Annotated in this window: 14 protein-coding genes; 11 read left to right on the top strand and 3 right to left on the bottom strand. The window is 71.7% G+C overall.

The genetic code is table 11. The features are described from left to right. Nucleotides 1–4: 4 nt before the first annotated feature. The 7 genes from CHC09_RS42195 (at nucleotide 5) to CHC09_RS42165 (ending at nucleotide 10,268) form a co-directional block, all read left to right on the top strand. Nucleotides 5–1,288 carry a lipopolysaccharide biosynthesis protein gene (locus tag CHC09_RS42195; protein WP_089298925.1) on the top strand — a complete coding sequence of 428 codons (1,284 nt, stop codon included), beginning with the start codon at nucleotides 5–7 and terminating at the stop codon, nucleotides 1,286–1,288. Beyond that, a complete protein-coding gene (locus CHC09_RS42190; RefSeq protein WP_089298894.1) occupies nucleotides 1,281–2,501 on the top strand; it encodes an O-antigen ligase family protein in 1,221 nt (406 codons plus the stop codon). The genes CHC09_RS42195 and CHC09_RS42190 overlap by 8 nt, the downstream gene beginning before the upstream one ends. A gap of 17 nt (nucleotides 2,502–2,518) precedes the next feature. Then, complete coding sequence (locus CHC09_RS42185; RefSeq protein ID WP_239138879.1) at nucleotides 2,519–3,643, top strand: hypothetical protein; 1,125 nt, start codon at nucleotides 2,519–2,521, stop codon at nucleotides 3,641–3,643. A gap of 10 nt (nucleotides 3,644–3,653) precedes the next feature. After that, a complete protein-coding gene (locus CHC09_RS42180; protein WP_089298892.1) occupies nucleotides 3,654–4,676 on the top strand; it encodes a GNAT family N-acetyltransferase in 1,023 nt (340 codons plus the stop codon). Nucleotides 4,677–4,688: 12 nt separating this feature from the next. Further along, nucleotides 4,689–5,903: an FAD-dependent monooxygenase gene (locus CHC09_RS42175; RefSeq protein ID WP_089298891.1), complete on the top strand. Its 1,215-nt coding sequence runs from the start codon at nucleotides 4,689–4,691 to the stop codon at nucleotides 5,901–5,903. 12 nt (nucleotides 5,904–5,915) lie between these two features. Further along, entirely contained in the window at nucleotides 5,916–6,929 is a 1,014-nt protein-coding gene (locus tag CHC09_RS42170) for a GNAT family protein (RefSeq protein WP_089298890.1), read from the top strand. 69 nt (nucleotides 6,930–6,998) lie between these two features. Next, nucleotides 6,999–10,268, top strand: coding sequence for a hypothetical protein (locus CHC09_RS42165; RefSeq protein ID WP_089298889.1), 3,270 nt, complete (start codon nucleotides 6,999–7,001; stop codon nucleotides 10,266–10,268). Between the two features lie 52 nt (nucleotides 10,269–10,320). Here the strand turns inward: CHC09_RS42165 and CHC09_RS42160 are convergent, their stop codons facing one another. Further along, nucleotides 10,321–11,091 (bottom strand): DUF4352 domain-containing protein, encoded by a 771-nt coding sequence (locus CHC09_RS42160; protein WP_143232894.1) that lies wholly within the window; start codon nucleotides 11,089–11,091, stop codon nucleotides 10,321–10,323. Nucleotides 11,092–11,292: 201 nt separating this feature from the next. Between CHC09_RS42160 and CHC09_RS42155 the strand changes: the two genes are divergently transcribed. Then, nucleotides 11,293–11,820 carry a hypothetical protein gene (locus CHC09_RS42155; RefSeq protein WP_143232893.1) on the top strand — a complete coding sequence of 176 codons (528 nt, stop codon included), beginning with the start codon at nucleotides 11,293–11,295 and terminating at the stop codon, nucleotides 11,818–11,820. 14 nt (nucleotides 11,821–11,834) lie between these two features. Here CHC09_RS42155 and CHC09_RS42150 read toward each other — a convergent pair whose 3' ends face one another. Beyond that, a complete protein-coding gene (locus CHC09_RS42150) occupies nucleotides 11,835–12,014 on the bottom strand; it encodes a hypothetical protein (protein ID WP_089298886.1) in 180 nt (59 codons plus the stop codon). Nucleotides 12,015–12,191: 177 nt separating this feature from the next. Here CHC09_RS42150 and CHC09_RS42145 point away from each other — a divergent pair, with 177 nt between their 5' ends. Both CHC09_RS42145 and CHC09_RS42140 read left to right on the top strand, forming a co-directional pair. Next, nucleotides 12,192–13,058 carry an META domain-containing protein gene (locus tag CHC09_RS42145; RefSeq protein WP_143232892.1) on the top strand — a complete coding sequence of 289 codons (867 nt, stop codon included), beginning with the start codon at nucleotides 12,192–12,194 and terminating at the stop codon, nucleotides 13,056–13,058. A 211-nt stretch (nucleotides 13,059–13,269) separates the two neighbouring features. Beyond that, nucleotides 13,270–14,076, top strand: coding sequence for an intradiol ring-cleavage dioxygenase (locus tag CHC09_RS42140; protein ID WP_089298884.1), 807 nt, complete (start codon nucleotides 13,270–13,272; stop codon nucleotides 14,074–14,076). A gap of 32 nt (nucleotides 14,077–14,108) precedes the next feature. On the opposite strand, the gene CHC09_RS42135 is transcribed toward CHC09_RS42140, so the two are convergent. Next, on the bottom strand, nucleotides 14,109–15,470 hold the full coding sequence (locus CHC09_RS42135) for a cytochrome P450 (protein ID WP_089298883.1): 1,362 nt from the start codon (nucleotides 15,468–15,470) through the stop codon (nucleotides 14,109–14,111). Nucleotides 15,471–15,736: 266 nt separating this feature from the next. On the opposite strand from CHC09_RS42135, the gene CHC09_RS42130 reads away from it, so the two are divergent. Beyond that, nucleotides 15,737–16,294, top strand: a 558-nt coding sequence (locus CHC09_RS42130) for a hypothetical protein (protein WP_218827192.1), incomplete at its 3' end; no start/stop codon positions are given.

Genomic DNA, 16,294 nt, shown 5'->3' with positions numbered 1-16,294 from the left:
CCGGGTGGACCCACCCGCCGCGGCGGGACTCGCGTCACGCCGCCCCGACCCTCTTGCGTTCGTACGCGGGCAACTCCGCGAACCGTACGTCCAACTGCTCGCCTCGCAGGTCCTGACCGGCGCGGTGGCGATGGCCGCGAACATCCTGATGGTCCGTTCGATGACCCCCACCCACCGCGGCGAGGTCGCGCTCCTGCTCCAGGTGGTGTACCTGGCCACCCAGGTGCTGCTGCTGGGCACCGAGCGCAGCTTCGTGGCGAGCTATCACAACGTGGCGCCGGGGCCCGCCGTCCGCGCGTACGGCCGCCTGCTGCTCCTGCCGGTGGCGGTCGGCCTGGCCGGCGCGGTGCTCTACACGGTGGTCGCGCCGCACCGGCACAATCCCGGCCCGGTGATCGTCGCGATGCTGGCCTGGTACACCGTGATCGAGGCGGCCGCGCTGGCCAGCCGGGCGGTCGCGATCGCGGTGGGCCGGGTCCGGGATTTCATGGTCTGCCGGGTGATCGAGTCGGTGCTGCTGCTGGCCATGCTGATCGGCCTGTTCATCGCCCACCAGCACCACCCGGAGCTGTGGTTCCTGGCCTACCTGTTCGCGGGCGCCGTGCCCACCGTCCTCTATCTGGCGATCTGGCTGCGGCTGCCGGTGAACCCGGACGCCGTCCCGGTCCGCCGCGAGCTGAACACGCAGGTCCGCCGGGAGGGCCTGGCCCTGTTCCCGGCCGCGATCTCCAACATGGCGATGCTGCGGGTGGACCGGCTGGTCATCCCGGCGCTCGCCTCCACGGCCGCGCTCGGGCTCTACACCAGCGTCGCGACGATGACCGAGCTGCTGGCCTGGCCCCTGCGTGCCTACGCCGACTCCCGCCTGGGCCGGTGGCGGGCCTCGCACCACGACGGTGGCCTGCAGGCCGGGCCGATCGTGCTGGCCGCCGCCGTCTACTCGCTGGTCGTGGTCCCGATCGTGGCCGGCGCCCTGTACCTGCTGATCGTCCCGGTCTTCGGCCACCAGTACGCCCCGGCCCGGGTGGTCGTCCTGCCCCTGGTCGTGGCCGCCGGCCTGTACGCGGTCTCCCGGGTGACCCTCGGCCTGTTGATCGCCAAGGGGCACGGCGGGCTGGTCTCGGTCGCCGAGATCACCGGCTTCGTCGTCAGCTTCGCGGTGTACCTGTTGCTCATCCCCCGGATGGGCATCCTCGGCGCGGCCTACGGCTCGCTCGCCGGGTACGGCGCCTGCCTGCTCTTCGCCCTGATCGCGAGCCGCGTGGCGAAGGAGAAGACCGATGCGTGACCCGCGCATCCTGCTGACCCCCGGCCTGCTGCTCGTGCTCATCGCGATCGGCGGCCGGTTCACCCTGGACCGGGCCGGCTTTCCCGATCTGGCCTGGGTGGACCTGCGGGTGGTCGGCCTGGTGGTAGCCCTGGTCGTGCTGGTCGTCGACCTGACCCTGCGCCCGGGGCTGCGGGGAGCGCGCCGCCGCGAGGGCTGGCTGATCGCCACCCTGCTGTTCTTCCTGTTCCAGATCGCCTCGGCGCTGTGGGCACCGCCGGCGTCCCGGACCGGCCCGCAGACCCTGGACCTGATCCTGCTCGGCGTGCTGACGCTGGCCTTCTACTACTGGACGCTGGGCGACCCGGACCGGGCGATCCGGTACACGTTCCAGCTGTTCTTCGTGGCCGCGATCGTCTTCGCGCTCGCCGCGATCTTCATCAACGGCCCCGGCGAGCAGGGCCGGTACTCGGCGTTCGGCGGTGGCCCGAACGTCTTCGTCCGGATCGAGATCCTCGGCGTGATCAGCGCGATCGCGCTCTTCATGTGCCAGCGCAGATGGTTGCCGTTGCTGGTCACCCCGCTGTTCCTGCTGGCCGCGGTGCTCTCCGGGTCACGGGCCGGGCTGATGGCCGGCGGCGCGGTGGGCCTCGGCGCGCTCTGGAAGATCCGCGGGCGGCTCAAGCCCGGCCCGGTGGTCGCCGCGGGGATCTTCCTGGTCACCGCCACGATCGTGATCTGGTTCTCGGCTCCACCGGCATTCACCAGCCTGTTCCAGGAGCGGTTCGTTGAACAGACCGTGCAGGAACAATATCTCTCCGACCGTACCGACATCTGGGCGGCGGCCATCCGGATGGCGGTCGATCATCCGGTCGCGGGCGCCGGGCTGGACGGCTTCTACGGCCTGATCGGCGTGAACCAGATGGTCGAGTACCCACACAACTACGTGCTGGCGGTGGCCGCCGAGGGCGGGCTGATCGGCCTCGGCCTGCTCACCTGCGCGGTCGTCCTCTGGGCCAGGACCGTGCACGGTGGCGGCGCCCGCCCGCAGTTGACCGGGCTCGCCGTGGCGGCGGCCGTCTTCGTGGCGCTGAGCAGCCTGTTCTCCGGCGACTACTACGACGCCCGGCTCTTCTGGATCTTCGCTGCGATGGCCGCGGCAGCCACGGTTACGCGGGTCGGGACATTTCCGGCCGCCGGACCCGCCCGTGAGCGAGAGGCGGTAGGACTGTGAAGTTCCCGGATTCCCCTTTGCAGAGACGGTCGCTGCTGTTGCTCGGCGTCGGCTCGGTGGTGGCCGCGACCGTGGCGGAGAGCACGGCCCGGCCGTGCAGCGCGAAGCCGATGCCGGACCGCCCACCGGTGACCGCGTCGTCGAACGTGCGGATCCAGGCGGTCAGCCACTGGAGCGGGATCTTCGAGCAGAGCTGGGACTACCAGGCCCGGACGGCGCAGCCGATGAGCCGGTCGCGGGACAGCCAGGACCACTACGACCTGGCGTACACCCTGGACGCGAACGTGGCGATGTACCGGGCCACCGGCGGGCGGCGGTACCTGGACCGGGCGCTGACCTTCGTCGAGAACGTGGTGGCGTCGTCGGCGCCGTCCACCTCCCTGGCCGGCAGCACGTTCCGGGACCGCTACCGTGGCTGGGCGTCCAGCAAGTCCGGGCAGGGCGGCGACGAGGTGCCGCTCTACGAGAGCTACTTCTGGCGGTACGCCACCCAACTGCTGGTCGTGATGCGACAGACCCCCGGGGTGTACGGCAACGCCGGCTACCGCGCCCGGTACGACAAGTTGCTCTCCTTCGCCGAGGTCAACCTCTTCGAGAAGTGGTACGCCCGGGGCGCCGCCGAGACCATCTACCGCGAGCGCACGCACATGGCCGCGCACTGGGCGCTGATCGCGCTGAACCTGGGCCGGATCACCGCGGACGCCGGCCGCCGTACCCGGTACAGGCAGGTGCTGAACACGATCGGCGCGCAGATCCACAACCAGATGACGCGCAGCCCGGTGGAGCCGACCGCGTACTTCTGGAGCGACGTGTGGGGCTCGACCCGCCGGCCCGGGCAGGACGTCGGGCACGGCAACGGGGTGATGGCGTACGTCGTGGAGGCCCGTGACCAGGGGTCGACCTGGACCCCGGCGGACATGGCCGCGTTCTGCAGCCTCCTCGACAAGGTGATCTGGCCGGGTGGCACCACGTATCGCAAGTTCGTGGACGGCACCGGCAGGGACAACGGCTGGATCGCCGACGGCTTCGTGAAGCTCGGCCGCTACGACCCGATCCTCCAGCACCGCCTGGAGTCGTACCAGGTGGTCAACGACCAGTTCGCCGCGAACATGGCGCTCAACGCAAAGATCCTGCGCGGGTGAGGAGACATTTATGACGGCATCGCTTCTGGACCCGGCGGCCCGGGAGTGGAAGGAGACGCTGGCGCACGTCGACCACGACATGTACCACGTGCCCGACTACGTCGTCCTCGACGCCCGGCTGTACGGCGGCGCGCCGACCGCGTTCCACTTCGAGCAGGGCGCCCGGCGGCTGCTGGTCCCGCTGATCGTCCGCGAGATCCCGGGCTCACAACTGCGGGACGCCCTGTCGCCGTACGGATACCCCGGTCCGGTCAGCGATGCCCCGCCGCACGAGACCGCGTTCTGGCGCGCGGCCTGCGCGGCCCTCACCGAGACGCTCCGGGAGGCCGGCGTGATCTCGATGTTCGTCCGGATGCACCCGCTGCTGAAGCCGCCGTCGCCGGTGCTCGGCGAGGCCGGCGCGCTGGTCCGGCACGGCGAGACGGTCTCGATGGACCTGACCGTCAGCGTCGACGAGATGTGGCGGCAGACCCGCGGTGACCACCGCAACCACATCAACCGGGCCAAACGCGCCGGCACCCGGGTCGTCTTCGACGACTGGGACCGGCTCGCCGAGTGGGTCGAGGTCTATCACGAGAACATGCGGCGGGTGGGCGCGGCCGATTACTACTTCTTCACGTACGAACACCTGGCCGCCCTGCACGACGCCGTCGGGGACCGCATGCACCTGGCGGTCGCCCTGGAAGGCGACGAGGTGGTCGGCGGGAACACGTTCTTCGAGTACGACGGAATCGCCACCGGTTACGTCTCGTCGACCCGGCGGGCCCGCGGCCGGTACGCCGACGAACTGCTCTACGACTCGGTGCGGCGCTGGTGCAAGGAGCGTGGCGCCGAGGTGTTCCACCTGGGCGGGGGCAAGGGCGGCAGCAACGACTCGCTCTTCACCTACAAGGCCGGGTTCTCCCCGAGCCGTCACCCGTTCCACACCTGGCGGGTGGTGACGGACCGTCCGGCGTACGACCGGCTGGTCGTGGAGCGCAGACCCGGCGCCGATCCGGCGGACCTGACCGGCACCTTCCCCTCCTACCGATGAGGAGTGCATGCCATGCGGATCACCTGCGTCGGCGGCGGCCCCGCCGGCCTGTACTTCGCGGTACTGGCGAAGCTGACCGACCCCACCCGCGAGATCACCGTCCTGGAACGCGACCGGGCCGGCGTCACCTACGGCTGGGGCGTGGTCTTCTGGGACGACCTGCTGGACGACCTGTTCCGGTACGACCCGGTCAGCGCCGCCCGGATCTGGGCGGCCGCCTACAAGTGGGACGAGTACGAGGTGCGCGCGGCCGGTAAACCGGTCACCCATCTCGGCGGGTACGGCTTCAGCCTGGGCCGGCACAAGCTCCTCGAGATCCTCGGCGAACGCGCCCGCGAACTGGGCGTGGTGGTCCGCTACGAGGACGAGCTGACCGACCCGTCCGCGCTGCCGCCGGCCGACCTGATCGTGGCGTGCGACGGCGCGGGCAGCCGGCTCCGGGACCGGCACGCGGAGCATTTCGGCGCGGCGGTGGAGACCGGCCGGAACAAGTACATCTGGCTCGGCACCCCGCACGTCTTCCGGACCTTCACGTTCGGCTTCGAACGGACCGAGGCCGGCTGGATCTGGTACCACGCCTACCCCTTCGCGGACGGGGCCAGCACGTTCATCGTGGAATGCACCCCGGAGACCTGGACCGGTCTCGGCCTGGGCCGGTTGGACTCCGCGGCCGGCAACGCCCGGCTGCAGGAGATCTTCAAGAACCATCTGGACGGCCGGCCGCTCGACGACGCCGGGCGGGGCTGGCTGAATTTCCGGCGGGTCACCGCCGAACGCTGGGACCACGGCAACGTGGTGCTGATGGGCGACGCCGCCCACACCACGCACTTCGCCATCGGCTCCGGCACCAAGCTGGCGATGCAGGACGCGATGGCGCTGGCGGACGCCGTCGCGGACGGGTTCGCCGACAGCGCGGCGCTGGCCGCCGCGCTGGAACAGTACGAGCATCGGCGGAAGGTGGCGCTCGCCCCGCTGCAACGCGCGGCGCACGCCAGCAGCGCCTGGTTCGAGCGGATGCCGGAGTACGCGGAGCTGCCGGCCAAGCGATTCTCGTACGCCCTGTCAGATCGTCGCGGTGAGTATCCGGCGTGGCGGTACCTGCTGCACATGTCGACCCAGGGCACCGTCCCGCGCACGATGCTGCGCTGGACGTTGAGCGCACGACGGTGGCACCGGGCCCGGCGGCGGCCGGCCCGGCACCTCAGCGCGGCCGTCCCGACCGGATGAGAAGGAGGATCGATGGCCGAAGGTGCCCTGCTGGAACCCGACGACACCGCCTGGGCCGAGGCACTGGACCGCACCCGGCACGACATCTACCACCTCCCCGGCTACGCCCGGCTGGACGCCCGGCTCACCGGTGGCAGCCCGGCGGCGTTCCGCTACGACGAGGCCGACCACGTCCTGCTCCTGCCGCTGATCCTGCGCCCGGTGCCGGAGACCGGGCTCACCGACGCCATCTCCCCGTACGGATACCCCGGCCCGGTCAGTGACGTCGCACCGGTCAACACCGGGTTCTGGGCGCGGGCCGCCGGCGCCATGGTCGACCTGCTGAGCACGCACGGCGTCGTCACCACGTTCGTCCGGCTGCATCCGCTGCTGCCCGCGCCGCGGGTCTCGCTGGAGACCGCCGGCACCGTCGTCAGCCACGGTGAGACCGTCTCGATCGACCTGACCCGCACCGCCGAGCAGCTCTGGGCCGACACCCACCGCAGCCATCGCAACCAGGTGAACAAGGCCCGGCGGGCCGGCGTCGAGGTGGTCTTCGACGACTGGTCGCTGTTCGACGCGTGGATCGACACGTACCACGCGACGATGCACCGGGTCGGCGCGCGCGACTTCTACTTCTTCGCCCGGGAACACTTCCATCGGCTGCGGGACGGGCTGCGCCCCCATCTCCACCTGGCCACGGCGGTCCGCGAGGGCGAGGTCCTCGGCGGCAACCTCTTCTTCGAGTACGACGGGATCATGCACACCCACCTGCAGTCCACCCGGGACGCGCCGATCTTCCACGCCGACAAGCTGCTCTACCACGAGGTGCGACTGTGGGGGCGGGAACGCGGCAACCGGGTCTACCACCTGGGTGGCGGGGTGGGTGGAGTGGACGACACGCTGTTCCGGTACAAGGCGGCGTTCGGGGCGGGGCGGCAGGAGTTCCACACCTGGCGGCTGATCACCGATCCGGCGGCGTACGAGCGGCTCGCCGGGGCGCCCACGCCGTCGTCGCTGGCGGGGAGGTTCCCGCCGTACCGCTGAGCGCCCTTCAGCAGGCAAAACGCGACGGTGCCAATAACATGGTGACCATCGGTCTCACCGTGTGATGACATGAGCGACATGCCAACCACCACCGGGGACCTGCTGGCCGCGCTCGACCCCCTGCCGTACCAGCGGCGGATGCGCCACCTCGCCGCGTGGGCCCGGACCGCGCCGGACCGCGCCGAGGTCTGCGCCGAACTGCGGGCCGGCGGAGGCTACGAGCGGCATCTCGCGCTGGTCGCCGCGCTGGTGGTCGACGACCGGGCGGCCATCGACGCGGCGACCCACGATCCGCTGCCGAACCTGCGGTCGGCCGCGCGCACCGCGGCGCTACGAGCCGGCCGGCTTCCCGGGAAGATCACCGAACTGGCCGCGGCGGACCGGCGGCGGATCTACCGCACGTTGCGGGCCGCACCGGTCCCGGCGCTCGCGGACGCCCTGCTCGGTGAGGTCCGGGCACACTTCGGCGACCACGAGGCGGCCGTGCTGCTGCCGGCCTGCGGCCCTTCGACGGTACGGGAGTCGCTGCCCGATCTCGCCTACGCGACCCGCCTCGTCACGATCGCCCGGCGCTTTCCCGACGTGCTCGCCGACTACGCGACCGGTGTGCTGGCCGCCGCCCCGGCGGACTCGCTGGTCCGGGAGTGGGCGCGGCTGACCCCGGCGGTCCTGGCCCTCGCCCCTGAACAAGCCCTCGACCTGCTGGACCGCTTCGCGCCGGAGAGCTCGCTGCCGGGCTTCCTGGACGACTACGGTCCGCTCGCCAAGCACTCCCCCGCCCGGGTCACCCGCCTGCTCGCCACGCCGGGCCGGGCCGGCTGGCTGCGGAGCGCCAAGCTGTCCCCGGGTCTGCTACGCCGGCTCGCCGTGCTTCCCGACCACGAGCTGACGCCGCTGGCCCGCCGGCTGCCGTCGCTCGCGCCGCTGCTGCGGGTGCTGCCGCCGGCCCGGCGCGGTGCGATCTACCAGGCGGCACTGGCCGACGTCGACACCGAGCGGTTCATGCCGGCGTACGACGTCCTGGAGCTGCTGCCGGCCGCGGACCGGGCCCGGGAGGCGCGGCGGCTGATCGGGCTCGACCGGGTCCGCCGGGACGAGGAGTGGACCCTCGACCTGAGCGCGTACCTGGAGTGGCCGGAGGCGGCCGCGGCACAGGAGGCCGCGCTGCGTGCCGGGGACGCCGGCACCCGGGCGCGGGCGTACACCCGGCTCACCGCGGCGGCCGGCCGGTCCCGTGATCCGGCGGCGGTGGCCACGGTGATCACCCGGCTCACCCGTCTGCGCAACGAGCAGGATCCGGTGCGCGCCGCCGCGCTGGTCGCCCTCTCCCAGGTGTCCCGCCTGCTCACCGCCGCCGCGGCGGCCGACCTGACCGCGATCACCACGGACGCGGTGGAGGCCCGGGACGCCTCCACCGGCACGACGGCCGCGCTGAGCCGGCTCGCCACCGACACCCTGCGGCACCACGTCGACGTCCCGGAGCTGCGCGAGTGGGCGCTGCTCACCATCGACCTGCTCAGCACCGCCGCGACCACGCCGACGTTGCATCGCTTCGATCGGGTGCTGCCCCGCGGCCAGGAGACGATGGTCTTCGACCGGCTCCGCGGCTGGGTCGAGGCCGGCCTGGCCCGCGGCCGCTACGCCCCGCTCTTCGCCCTCACCGACGCGCTCGGCCCGCGCGCGTGGCGCCTGCCCGAGTTGCAGGACCTGCTGCGCCGGGCGATCGAGGGCACCACACCGTGGGTGGCGACGATCGCGATCAGCCGCTGGCTCGACGACCCGCGCGAGCGCGACCGCCGGGTCGCCGAGGTGCTGGCGGCCGACCCGTCCGCGGTGCTGCTCGACGTGGTCTGGCGAACGATCGCGACCCGGCGCACGGACCTGCTGGACGAGGTGCTCACCCGCCGCCCGGAAGGCCGCTTCGCCGACCGCAAGGCCGTGTGGACCGGTGGCCGCTCCCAGCGGGCGCAACGCTGGCTGCCCCGGCAACAGGCGACCTACGTGGCGCTGCAGGAGCGTGCTCTCACCGACGCGAGCGCCCCGCTCGATCAGCGGATCGCCGCGATCCACCGGGCCGCGCCGGTCGGTGACCCCGGCCGGGAACTGATACTCCGGCACATCGGCGCGGCACAGGTCCGGGTCGCCGAGGCCGCACTGGCCGCCCTCGTCCACACCGACCGCCCGGACCTGGCCCTGCCCCACCTGCTCGCCCATGCCGGCGACGATCGCGCCCGGGTCGCCATGTACTCGGCCGCCCGCGCCGCCAAGTACATCCCGCCCGCGGACCTGGTCGCGCCCTTCCGCGCGTTGCTGACCGCATCCGAGGCGCCCTCGGCACCGCGCGTCAAGGTGACCAGCCGGAAGGAGGCCGTGCGGATCCTGGCCCGCTACGGCCCACCGGCGTCGATGGACCTGCTGCTCACCGTCTACTCCGAAGCCGGCCAGCACCGCGACGTCCGGACAGCGGTCGTCGGCGCCGCCCGGCAGCGGCTCGACGCCGACCCGAGCTGGACCGTCCTCGACCGGGCCGTCGCCGGTGACCGTGAGGAACGCCAGGCCGTCCTGGAGACCTGGGCGTACGCCATCCCGGCCCGGCACCGCCCCCGGTACGCCACGCTGGTCACCGCGGCCTGCCGGGCCGACGACCGGGAGATCCGCCGGGCCGCCTTCGCCCGGCTGCACGAGTGGTCCCGCTGGGCCGGTGACGTCACCGACCTGGTCGTGGACCGTCTCACCGATCTGGACGAGAACCTGGCGAGCATCGCGGTCGCGGCCCTGCTGCGCTCCGGCGGCGACACCGCGTTCGACCAGGCGCTGACCCGGCTCGCCGCGACGCCGGAACCGGACGTGAAGCCGGGCACCGACCTCCCGGCCCGGCGACGGATCGAGCTCCTGGTGCAGGGCGTGTCGGTGCTGGCTCGCTCGCTCCCGGCCGGCGGCGCCCGGTCCGCCCTGATCGCCGCGATGCGGGACCTGGCCGGCCGACCGGGATACCGCGCCGCCGCCCTGGCCGCGATGATCAATCTCGGACGCCTGGACAACCTGATCGAGATCGCCGACTTCTGCGCCGGGCGACCGGTGACCGCCGTACGCACCGCCGAGCGGGTCGGCGCCCGGCTGCGCGACGACCGGGCGTTCAGCGACCCGGTGTTCCTGCACAACATCATCGAGAGCCTGGCCTGGCGGGGTGATCTGGCCGGGGGCCTGTTCGCCACGCGACTGGTCCGGGCCGGCGCCGACTACGGCTGGGCCGGCCGGTGGCACGACCTGGTCCTGGCGCTGCGGTCGCATCCCGACACCGACGTCCGGGAGGACGCCTTCTCGATCGTCATGACCTGATCGACCGGCACGGCGCGTCTTGACGCCGCACCGGGGGTGCGGGGTGAGGTCGCTACCTCGTCGCCCATGAACCGACGGTGTCCGAGCCGAACCCGCCCGGGGACCATTCCACGGCGCCGGCCTTCATCCCCGCGTCGAAGGCGATCTTCCCGGCCCGTTTCTGCCCGGGACGTAGATCGGAGGCGGTCAGCGACGGTTCGGCACAACCGGAGAAGACGCTGGAGAGTGCGTTGGCGGTCGTGCCGTCCTCGGCGACGAACTCGAAGTCGAGCGGATTCACCGTTCCGCTGCCGGCCTTCTGTGTGACCAGGACGTCGACGACCACGTACAGGCCCTGCTCCGGATTGACGTCCAGGCTGTTGCAGCCCTTCTTGAACGTCTTCACCGACCGGAGGGTCGCCGTCTGCACGTCCTTACCGTCCCGGCTGGTGATGGTCGACCCGACCGCCACGTCGAACGTGGTGGTCTCGGGAGCCTTCTCCAGCGTCTTCTTCTCCGGGGCGGCCTTCGCTCTGGCGACTGTGGTCTCCGGCGGGGTCACCGCGGCACTGCTCGACGGATCGGCGTCGTCGTCAGCGACTACCGCGCCCACACAAATCGCTAGAACCGCGGCGGCCACGATGACGATCGCCGGCCCCTTCCTACCCCTCGAACCGGGCGGTGGCGGGAAGGCGGGCACCGGCGCCACCGGTTGCCCGGGCTGCCATCCGGGTTGCATCGGCGGCGGGGGCGGGAAGGCCTGTGCCGGCTGGTAGGCCGGTGGCTGATAGGGGGCCGGCTCGAACTGCCGGGTCGGCGGGTATTGGTGCGGGTCGTACGACATCGTGCGAACTCCACGGATCGGGACGTCGGGGCTGGTCGGCGGCCGGGCCCCAATCGGTCACACCCGGCCGCACCAGTCCCAACCCGTGCCGTGAGCGGGCGGCGATGGGCTGATCCGGCAGGGAACGATCGACGAACGGCTGAGCAATGCCCCAATCGGGCGACTCGGCGGCGGGACGGTCCCAGCGACCTAAACTGCGTTGTGCGCATTCCCGGTTACCTGGACGGTTTTCAGCCGCCCTTGGGTTCCTCGCCGCTGGTCGACGCGAGTGGCTGGACGACTGACGAGCTCTTCTGGCCGGCGTTCCTGCTTCAGGTCGGCATGGCACGGTCAGCCCCGCACGCCTTCGGTGCGGATCTCGCGGATCTGGATGTCTACCTCGACCGCTTCGAGCAGCCCGACCAGTGGCCGGTGTTCACCGTTCCCCTCACGAACGGGGCCATGTACCTGGTCGTATGCAACCTGCCGGATGACCCGGGGATCGATTGGGTGCTCGACACCGACGCGCAAGAGGCCCATCAGCGAAGTGCCGGCTCCGGCCTTCCGTGGGGACTGTTGCCCCGGAGACCTGAACACCTGCTGATGGCCCTTCCCGCCTTCGGCGACCACGATCCGGGCGAGAGCGTACGCACCACGGTGGCAGAGGCTCTGCGTGCCGTCGGCGCCGCGTCAGGGATCGACGAGCTGGCGGAGGACCTGCTCCGACACCGAGCCTGCATCATCTTGTAGCGGCGGTACGCCGGTCAGGAGTGGCTGGCGTTGACGGCCACGTAGATGATGAGCAGCGCGGGAACCAGCAGGCCGTAGGCCGCGGTGCGGTCCAGCAGCGGCTTGCCCGGGTCGAGCGTGCGGTCGTTGGCCGGCCGATCGGGGTCCGGCAGGAGCGCGACCCGGGCCCGGCGGGCCGTGTTCAGGATCAGCACCCCGGCAGACGCGGCACGGGCTTTCGGACACGAACCCTCCTTTGGGGACAACCAGCTGCTGAGACGTTCGCGGCCACGGCCGCGGAACGGGCGGGACATGCTACGTCCCCCAAGATCCATTCACAACGACCGGAACCCGCACGACGCCGCTCACGTCGAACCCCAATGGAGATCTTCATGCGAGTACGACTGGCCGGCGCGGCCCTCTGCGGGGTGCTCCTGGCCGGCTGCGCGGGTCCGGCACCAGCCGAGGCCCCCGCCACCTCTCCCAGCGAGACGGCGGTACGAACCGACCCGATCGCGCTGATCGGCCTCTGGAAGGTCGACGGGCAGCCGGCCGGCACGGTGCTCCGCGTCGATGGGGACGGCGAGCTCGGCCTGTTCCAGCGCTGCGTGGACCGCTTCGGCAGCTGGCGGGCCAACGACACCGGCCAGTTCGTCGGCTCCATCAGCACCTTCAGCACCGAGCACGGCAAGTCCGGATGCGCGGCCGCCGACAAACCGACCTCCGCCGCGGAGGTCCAGCCGGAGTGGTTGTCGCGGATCACCGGTTACCGCGCTGAGGGAGCCTCTCGGCTCCTGCTGGACGACAGCGGCACGGTGGTCACCCGCTTGCTGGCCGGCGCCGTCCCGGCGACTCGGTCCAACATGGACTCCTCGATGACCGGCCGCCCGACCGTCACCGACAAGTCCCGGCAGCTGCTCGGCGCCGCCGCCGTGCCCCTGCCGGCCGGTCTCACCCCCGTCACGACCTCGAATCTGCTCGGCACGTGGCGGCCCGCGGGCCGGACCACGAAGGCCCATGCGGAGTTCCGGGCCGGTGGTCGCTGGGAGGGCAGTGACGGGTGCAACGGTCAGAGCGGCGGCTGGGTGGCCGGTCCCGGCGGAGCGCTGCTGGCCGTCGACGGCGTCCAGACCCTGGTCGGTTGTGACAGCGTCCCGATCGGCCTGTTTCTGAGGCAGACGCGCCGCGCCGGCCTCGACGGCGGAACCCTGGTCCTGCTGGACGCCGCCGGAAAGGAACTCCTGCGCTTGACCCGTTGAGTCAGGTCACCGGGCCGCGCGGGACCGGCACGCCGGCTCGGCCGAGAGGCCTGCGGACGGGGCCCGAATGGTCGTACCGGATGGTGGTTCGGGGTTATGACCGAACCGGTATGAGACCGCGACCGGCGCACGGAGATCAACCACAGGTCATTCATAGGTTTCGATGTTTTGCTCATCGCCGTCCTCAATCCCCCATCCGCGAGGAGGAGACATGCAAGACAACGACGCCTACGTACGCGAGGTACACGACAAGGGGCTGCAGTTCGACCTGCCGACGATGTCCCGGCGGCGGATGCTCTCCGTCGCCGGCGGTGTCGGTGCCGCCGCCGTGGTCGGCGGCACGCTGGCCGCCGGGAGCGCCGACGCCGCGGTCGCCGCCGCGTGCCTCGCCGAGGTCGAGTCGGAGACCGCCGGACCCTACCCGGCCGACGGCTCCAACGGCCCGGACGTACGCGTGAAGTCCGGCATCGTCCGCAGCGACATCCGCTCGAGCTTCGGCACCTCGACGACGACCGCGCCGGGCGTCCCGCTGCAGTTCTCGCTGACCGTGCAGAACCTGGCCTGCGGCCTCGTCTCCGGCGCGGCGATCTACGCCTGGCACTGCGACCGGGCCGGCCGCTACTCGCTGTACTCGTCCGGCGTGACCAACGAGAACTACCTGCGCGGCATCCAGGTGACCAACTCGTCCGGCGTGGCCACCTTCACCAGCATCTTCCCGGGTTGCTACTCGGGGCGCTGGCCGCACATCCACTTCGAGGTCTACTCGTCGCTGGCCGCCGCCACCAGCGGATCCGGGCCGATCCGGAAGACCTCGCAGATCGCGCTCCCCAAGGACGTGTCACAGACGGTGTACTCCAGCGCCACCGGATACTCCTCGAGCGTCACCAACCTGAGCCGGATCACTCTGGCCAGCGACATGGTCTTCGGCGACGACCTGGCGGCGCGCGAGATGGCGACCGTCACCGGCTCGGTCTCGGCCGGGTACGTGGCCAAGCTGACGATCTCCGTCAACCTCTAGGGCTGATGCAGCCGGTCGGCGGAGCTCCGGCATCACCGTTCGGGGCTCCGCCGGCTCGCGGATACCGGCAGCGACCGGAGGTCGATCGGCAACCCGTCCCTGGGATAGGGCAACGAGACGTTGCTCATCGGCGGAACGTAGTCCGGTGGAACGGACCAGCGGAACCGGGCGAGGATCCGCGCCAGCAGCGTCCGCACCTCCAGGTCGGAGAACGCCATGCCCAGACACTTGTGGACGCCGCCACCGAACGGCGTCCAGGCGAAGCGGTGCGAACGGTCCTCCGCGCGCTCCGGTGCGAACCGTTCGGGGTCGAAGACCTCCGGCCGGCTCCAGTACTCCGGAAGGTGGTGCGAGAGCTGCAGGCAGACCGCGGTATGGGCGCCGGCGGGAATCCGGCCGCCGGCCACCTCGGTGTCCTTGACCGCGCGCCGGGCGACCACGGGGACCGGCGCGACCAGCCGCTGACACTCCTTGATCACCATGTCCAGATCCCGCAGCTCGCTCAGCTGCCGCACGGTCGGATCCGGCCCGAGCGCGAGCACCTCCTCGCGGACCCGCTCCTGCCACTCGTCGTCACGGCCCAGGTGATACAGCGCGGTCGACGCCGTCGAGGTCGACGTGTCGTGCGCCGCCATCAGCAGGAAGATCATATGGTTGACGACATCCAGGTCGCCGAAGCGCGTACCGTCCTCGTCCTGGACCCGGGTGAGCACGGAGAACAGGTCGTCCCCGGACGCCTCCCGCGCCGCCGGCAGCTGGCCGGTCAGGAACTGCTCCAGCGCCGCCCGCCCACGCGTCGCCCGGTGCCATTTGTTGCCCGCCACCGGCACCCGCAGGAGCGCCCCTCCCGCCTGCACACAGTCGATGAACGCTTGATTGATCCGGCCGAGCTCGGCCGGATCGGCGATCCGGTGACCGCCCATGAAGATCCGGGTGGCGAGGTTGAGGGTCAACCGCTTGAGCGCCGGGTACGCCGGGAAGGCGGCCCGCGGCCGCCAGCCGTCGAGCTCGTCGGCGATCGCCGGCCCCAGGGCGGCGGTGTAGGACTCGATCCGTTCCCGGGTGAAAGCCTGCTGCAGGATGCGCCGATGCCGCCGGTGTTCCGCGCCGTCCAGCAGCATCAGGCCACGCTGGAAGAACGGCCCGACGAGGAACTCCCAGCCGTTGACGAAGGCCCGCTCCCCGTTCTGCAGCACAGCGCCGCAGGCGTCCGGGCCCAGGACGAAGAAGGTGGTCCGACCGGGCATCGAGACCGGGGCGACCGGTCCGTAGCGGGCGTACAGGTGGCGCATCAGGGTGAGCGGGTCGTGCATGTAGGCCAGCGGGCCGCCGATCACGGGCACCGCCAACTTCGCCCGGACCCACCGGGAGGTCGCCGGGGAAGCAGCCGCCATGTCCCACTCCAATGCTCGGCCCCTTTACAGGGTCCGGGGGAACATACGGCGACGTCAATACGCGGTCGCGACGCAGCCGGCCCGCCAACCGCTCGCCGGACTGACCGTTCAGCCTTTCTCCGCTCACGTTCGATTTACGCGATCTTCACAATTCGCTCGCGTGACTTTCCGATCACCAACCTCGTTACCAATACCGAGTGGCCGACATCGCCTGTTCCGGGAGAACCGGAACATCAATGCGAGGCCGACGACGAGGGGTGGGTCCGATGCCGGGCTGGAGGGTCGAGCGCACGACGCGCGCGGCGTCCGGTGCCGTTTCCTGCACCTTCGGCGGCTCCATGCTCATGCCGGCCCGCAGCCAGGGGGCGGAGCGGCGGCTGGAGCGCCGCGCCGGACGTGCCGGTTCCCGGTGGGTCCTGCGTTCACTCGTCATCGGCGGCCTGGCCGGGGCGGCCTGGCTGCTCACCGGCGCCGCCGCGCACGCCGCGGGTCCCGAGCTCGAGCCGGTGAACGGCTCCTTCCTGGGAACGGCGACCGGAGACGAACCCGTGGCCGGCGGACTCCTGAAGGCGGCCGCCCAGCCGCTCGAGTCCAAACCGGAGACCCACGGTCAGATCGCGACGTCGATCCTCACCGGCTCCACGCCGGTGCAGACGTACGACACCGCGATCGACGCGAACCCACTCGACCAGGATCAGGGCCGGCGATCGGTGACCGCACCGCCGCGTGCCAGCGGCGGCGAAACGGGCGATCGAGCCGAGGCCGAGGGGAACGCGGTCGCGCCGGTACCGGCGGAACTTCCGCCGCCCGGCACACCGGCGGCG

The sequence above is a fragment of the Actinoplanes regularis genome, from assembly GCF_900188005.1.
Taxonomy (GTDB): Bacteria; Actinomycetota; Actinomycetes; order Mycobacteriales; family Micromonosporaceae; genus Actinoplanes; species Actinoplanes regularis.
The sequence above is the reverse complement of the archived record's forward strand: the minus strand, read 5'-3'. Positions and strand labels throughout refer to the sequence as shown.

Excerpts from the sequence above, each read along its gene's own strand:
- CHC09_RS42190 (WP_089298894.1), top strand. The coding sequence starts at position 1,281 with ATGCGTGACCCGCGCATCCTGCTGACCCCCGGCCTGCTGCTCGTGCTC.
- CHC09_RS42180 (WP_089298892.1), top strand. The coding sequence starts at position 3,654 with ATGACGGCATCGCTTCTGGACCCGGCGGCCCGGGAGTGGAAGGAGACG.
- CHC09_RS42175 (WP_089298891.1), top strand. The coding sequence starts at position 4,689 with ATGCGGATCACCTGCGTCGGCGGCGGCCCCGCCGGCCTGTACTTCGCG.
- CHC09_RS42170 (WP_089298890.1), top strand. The coding sequence starts at position 5,916 with ATGGCCGAAGGTGCCCTGCTGGAACCCGACGACACCGCCTGGGCCGAG.
- CHC09_RS42165 (WP_089298889.1), top strand. The coding sequence starts at position 6,999 with ATGAGCGACATGCCAACCACCACCGGGGACCTGCTGGCCGCGCTCGAC.
- CHC09_RS42160 (WP_143232894.1), bottom strand. The coding sequence starts at position 11,091 with ATGTCGTACGACCCGCACCAATACCCGCCGACCCGGCAGTTCGAGCCG.
- CHC09_RS42145 (WP_143232892.1), top strand. The coding sequence starts at position 12,192 with ATGCGAGTACGACTGGCCGGCGCGGCCCTCTGCGGGGTGCTCCTGGCC.
- CHC09_RS42140 (WP_089298884.1), top strand. The coding sequence starts at position 13,270 with ATGCAAGACAACGACGCCTACGTACGCGAGGTACACGACAAGGGGCTG.
- CHC09_RS42135 (WP_089298883.1), bottom strand. The coding sequence starts at position 15,470 with ATGGCGGCTGCTTCCCCGGCGACCTCCCGGTGGGTCCGGGCGAAGTTG.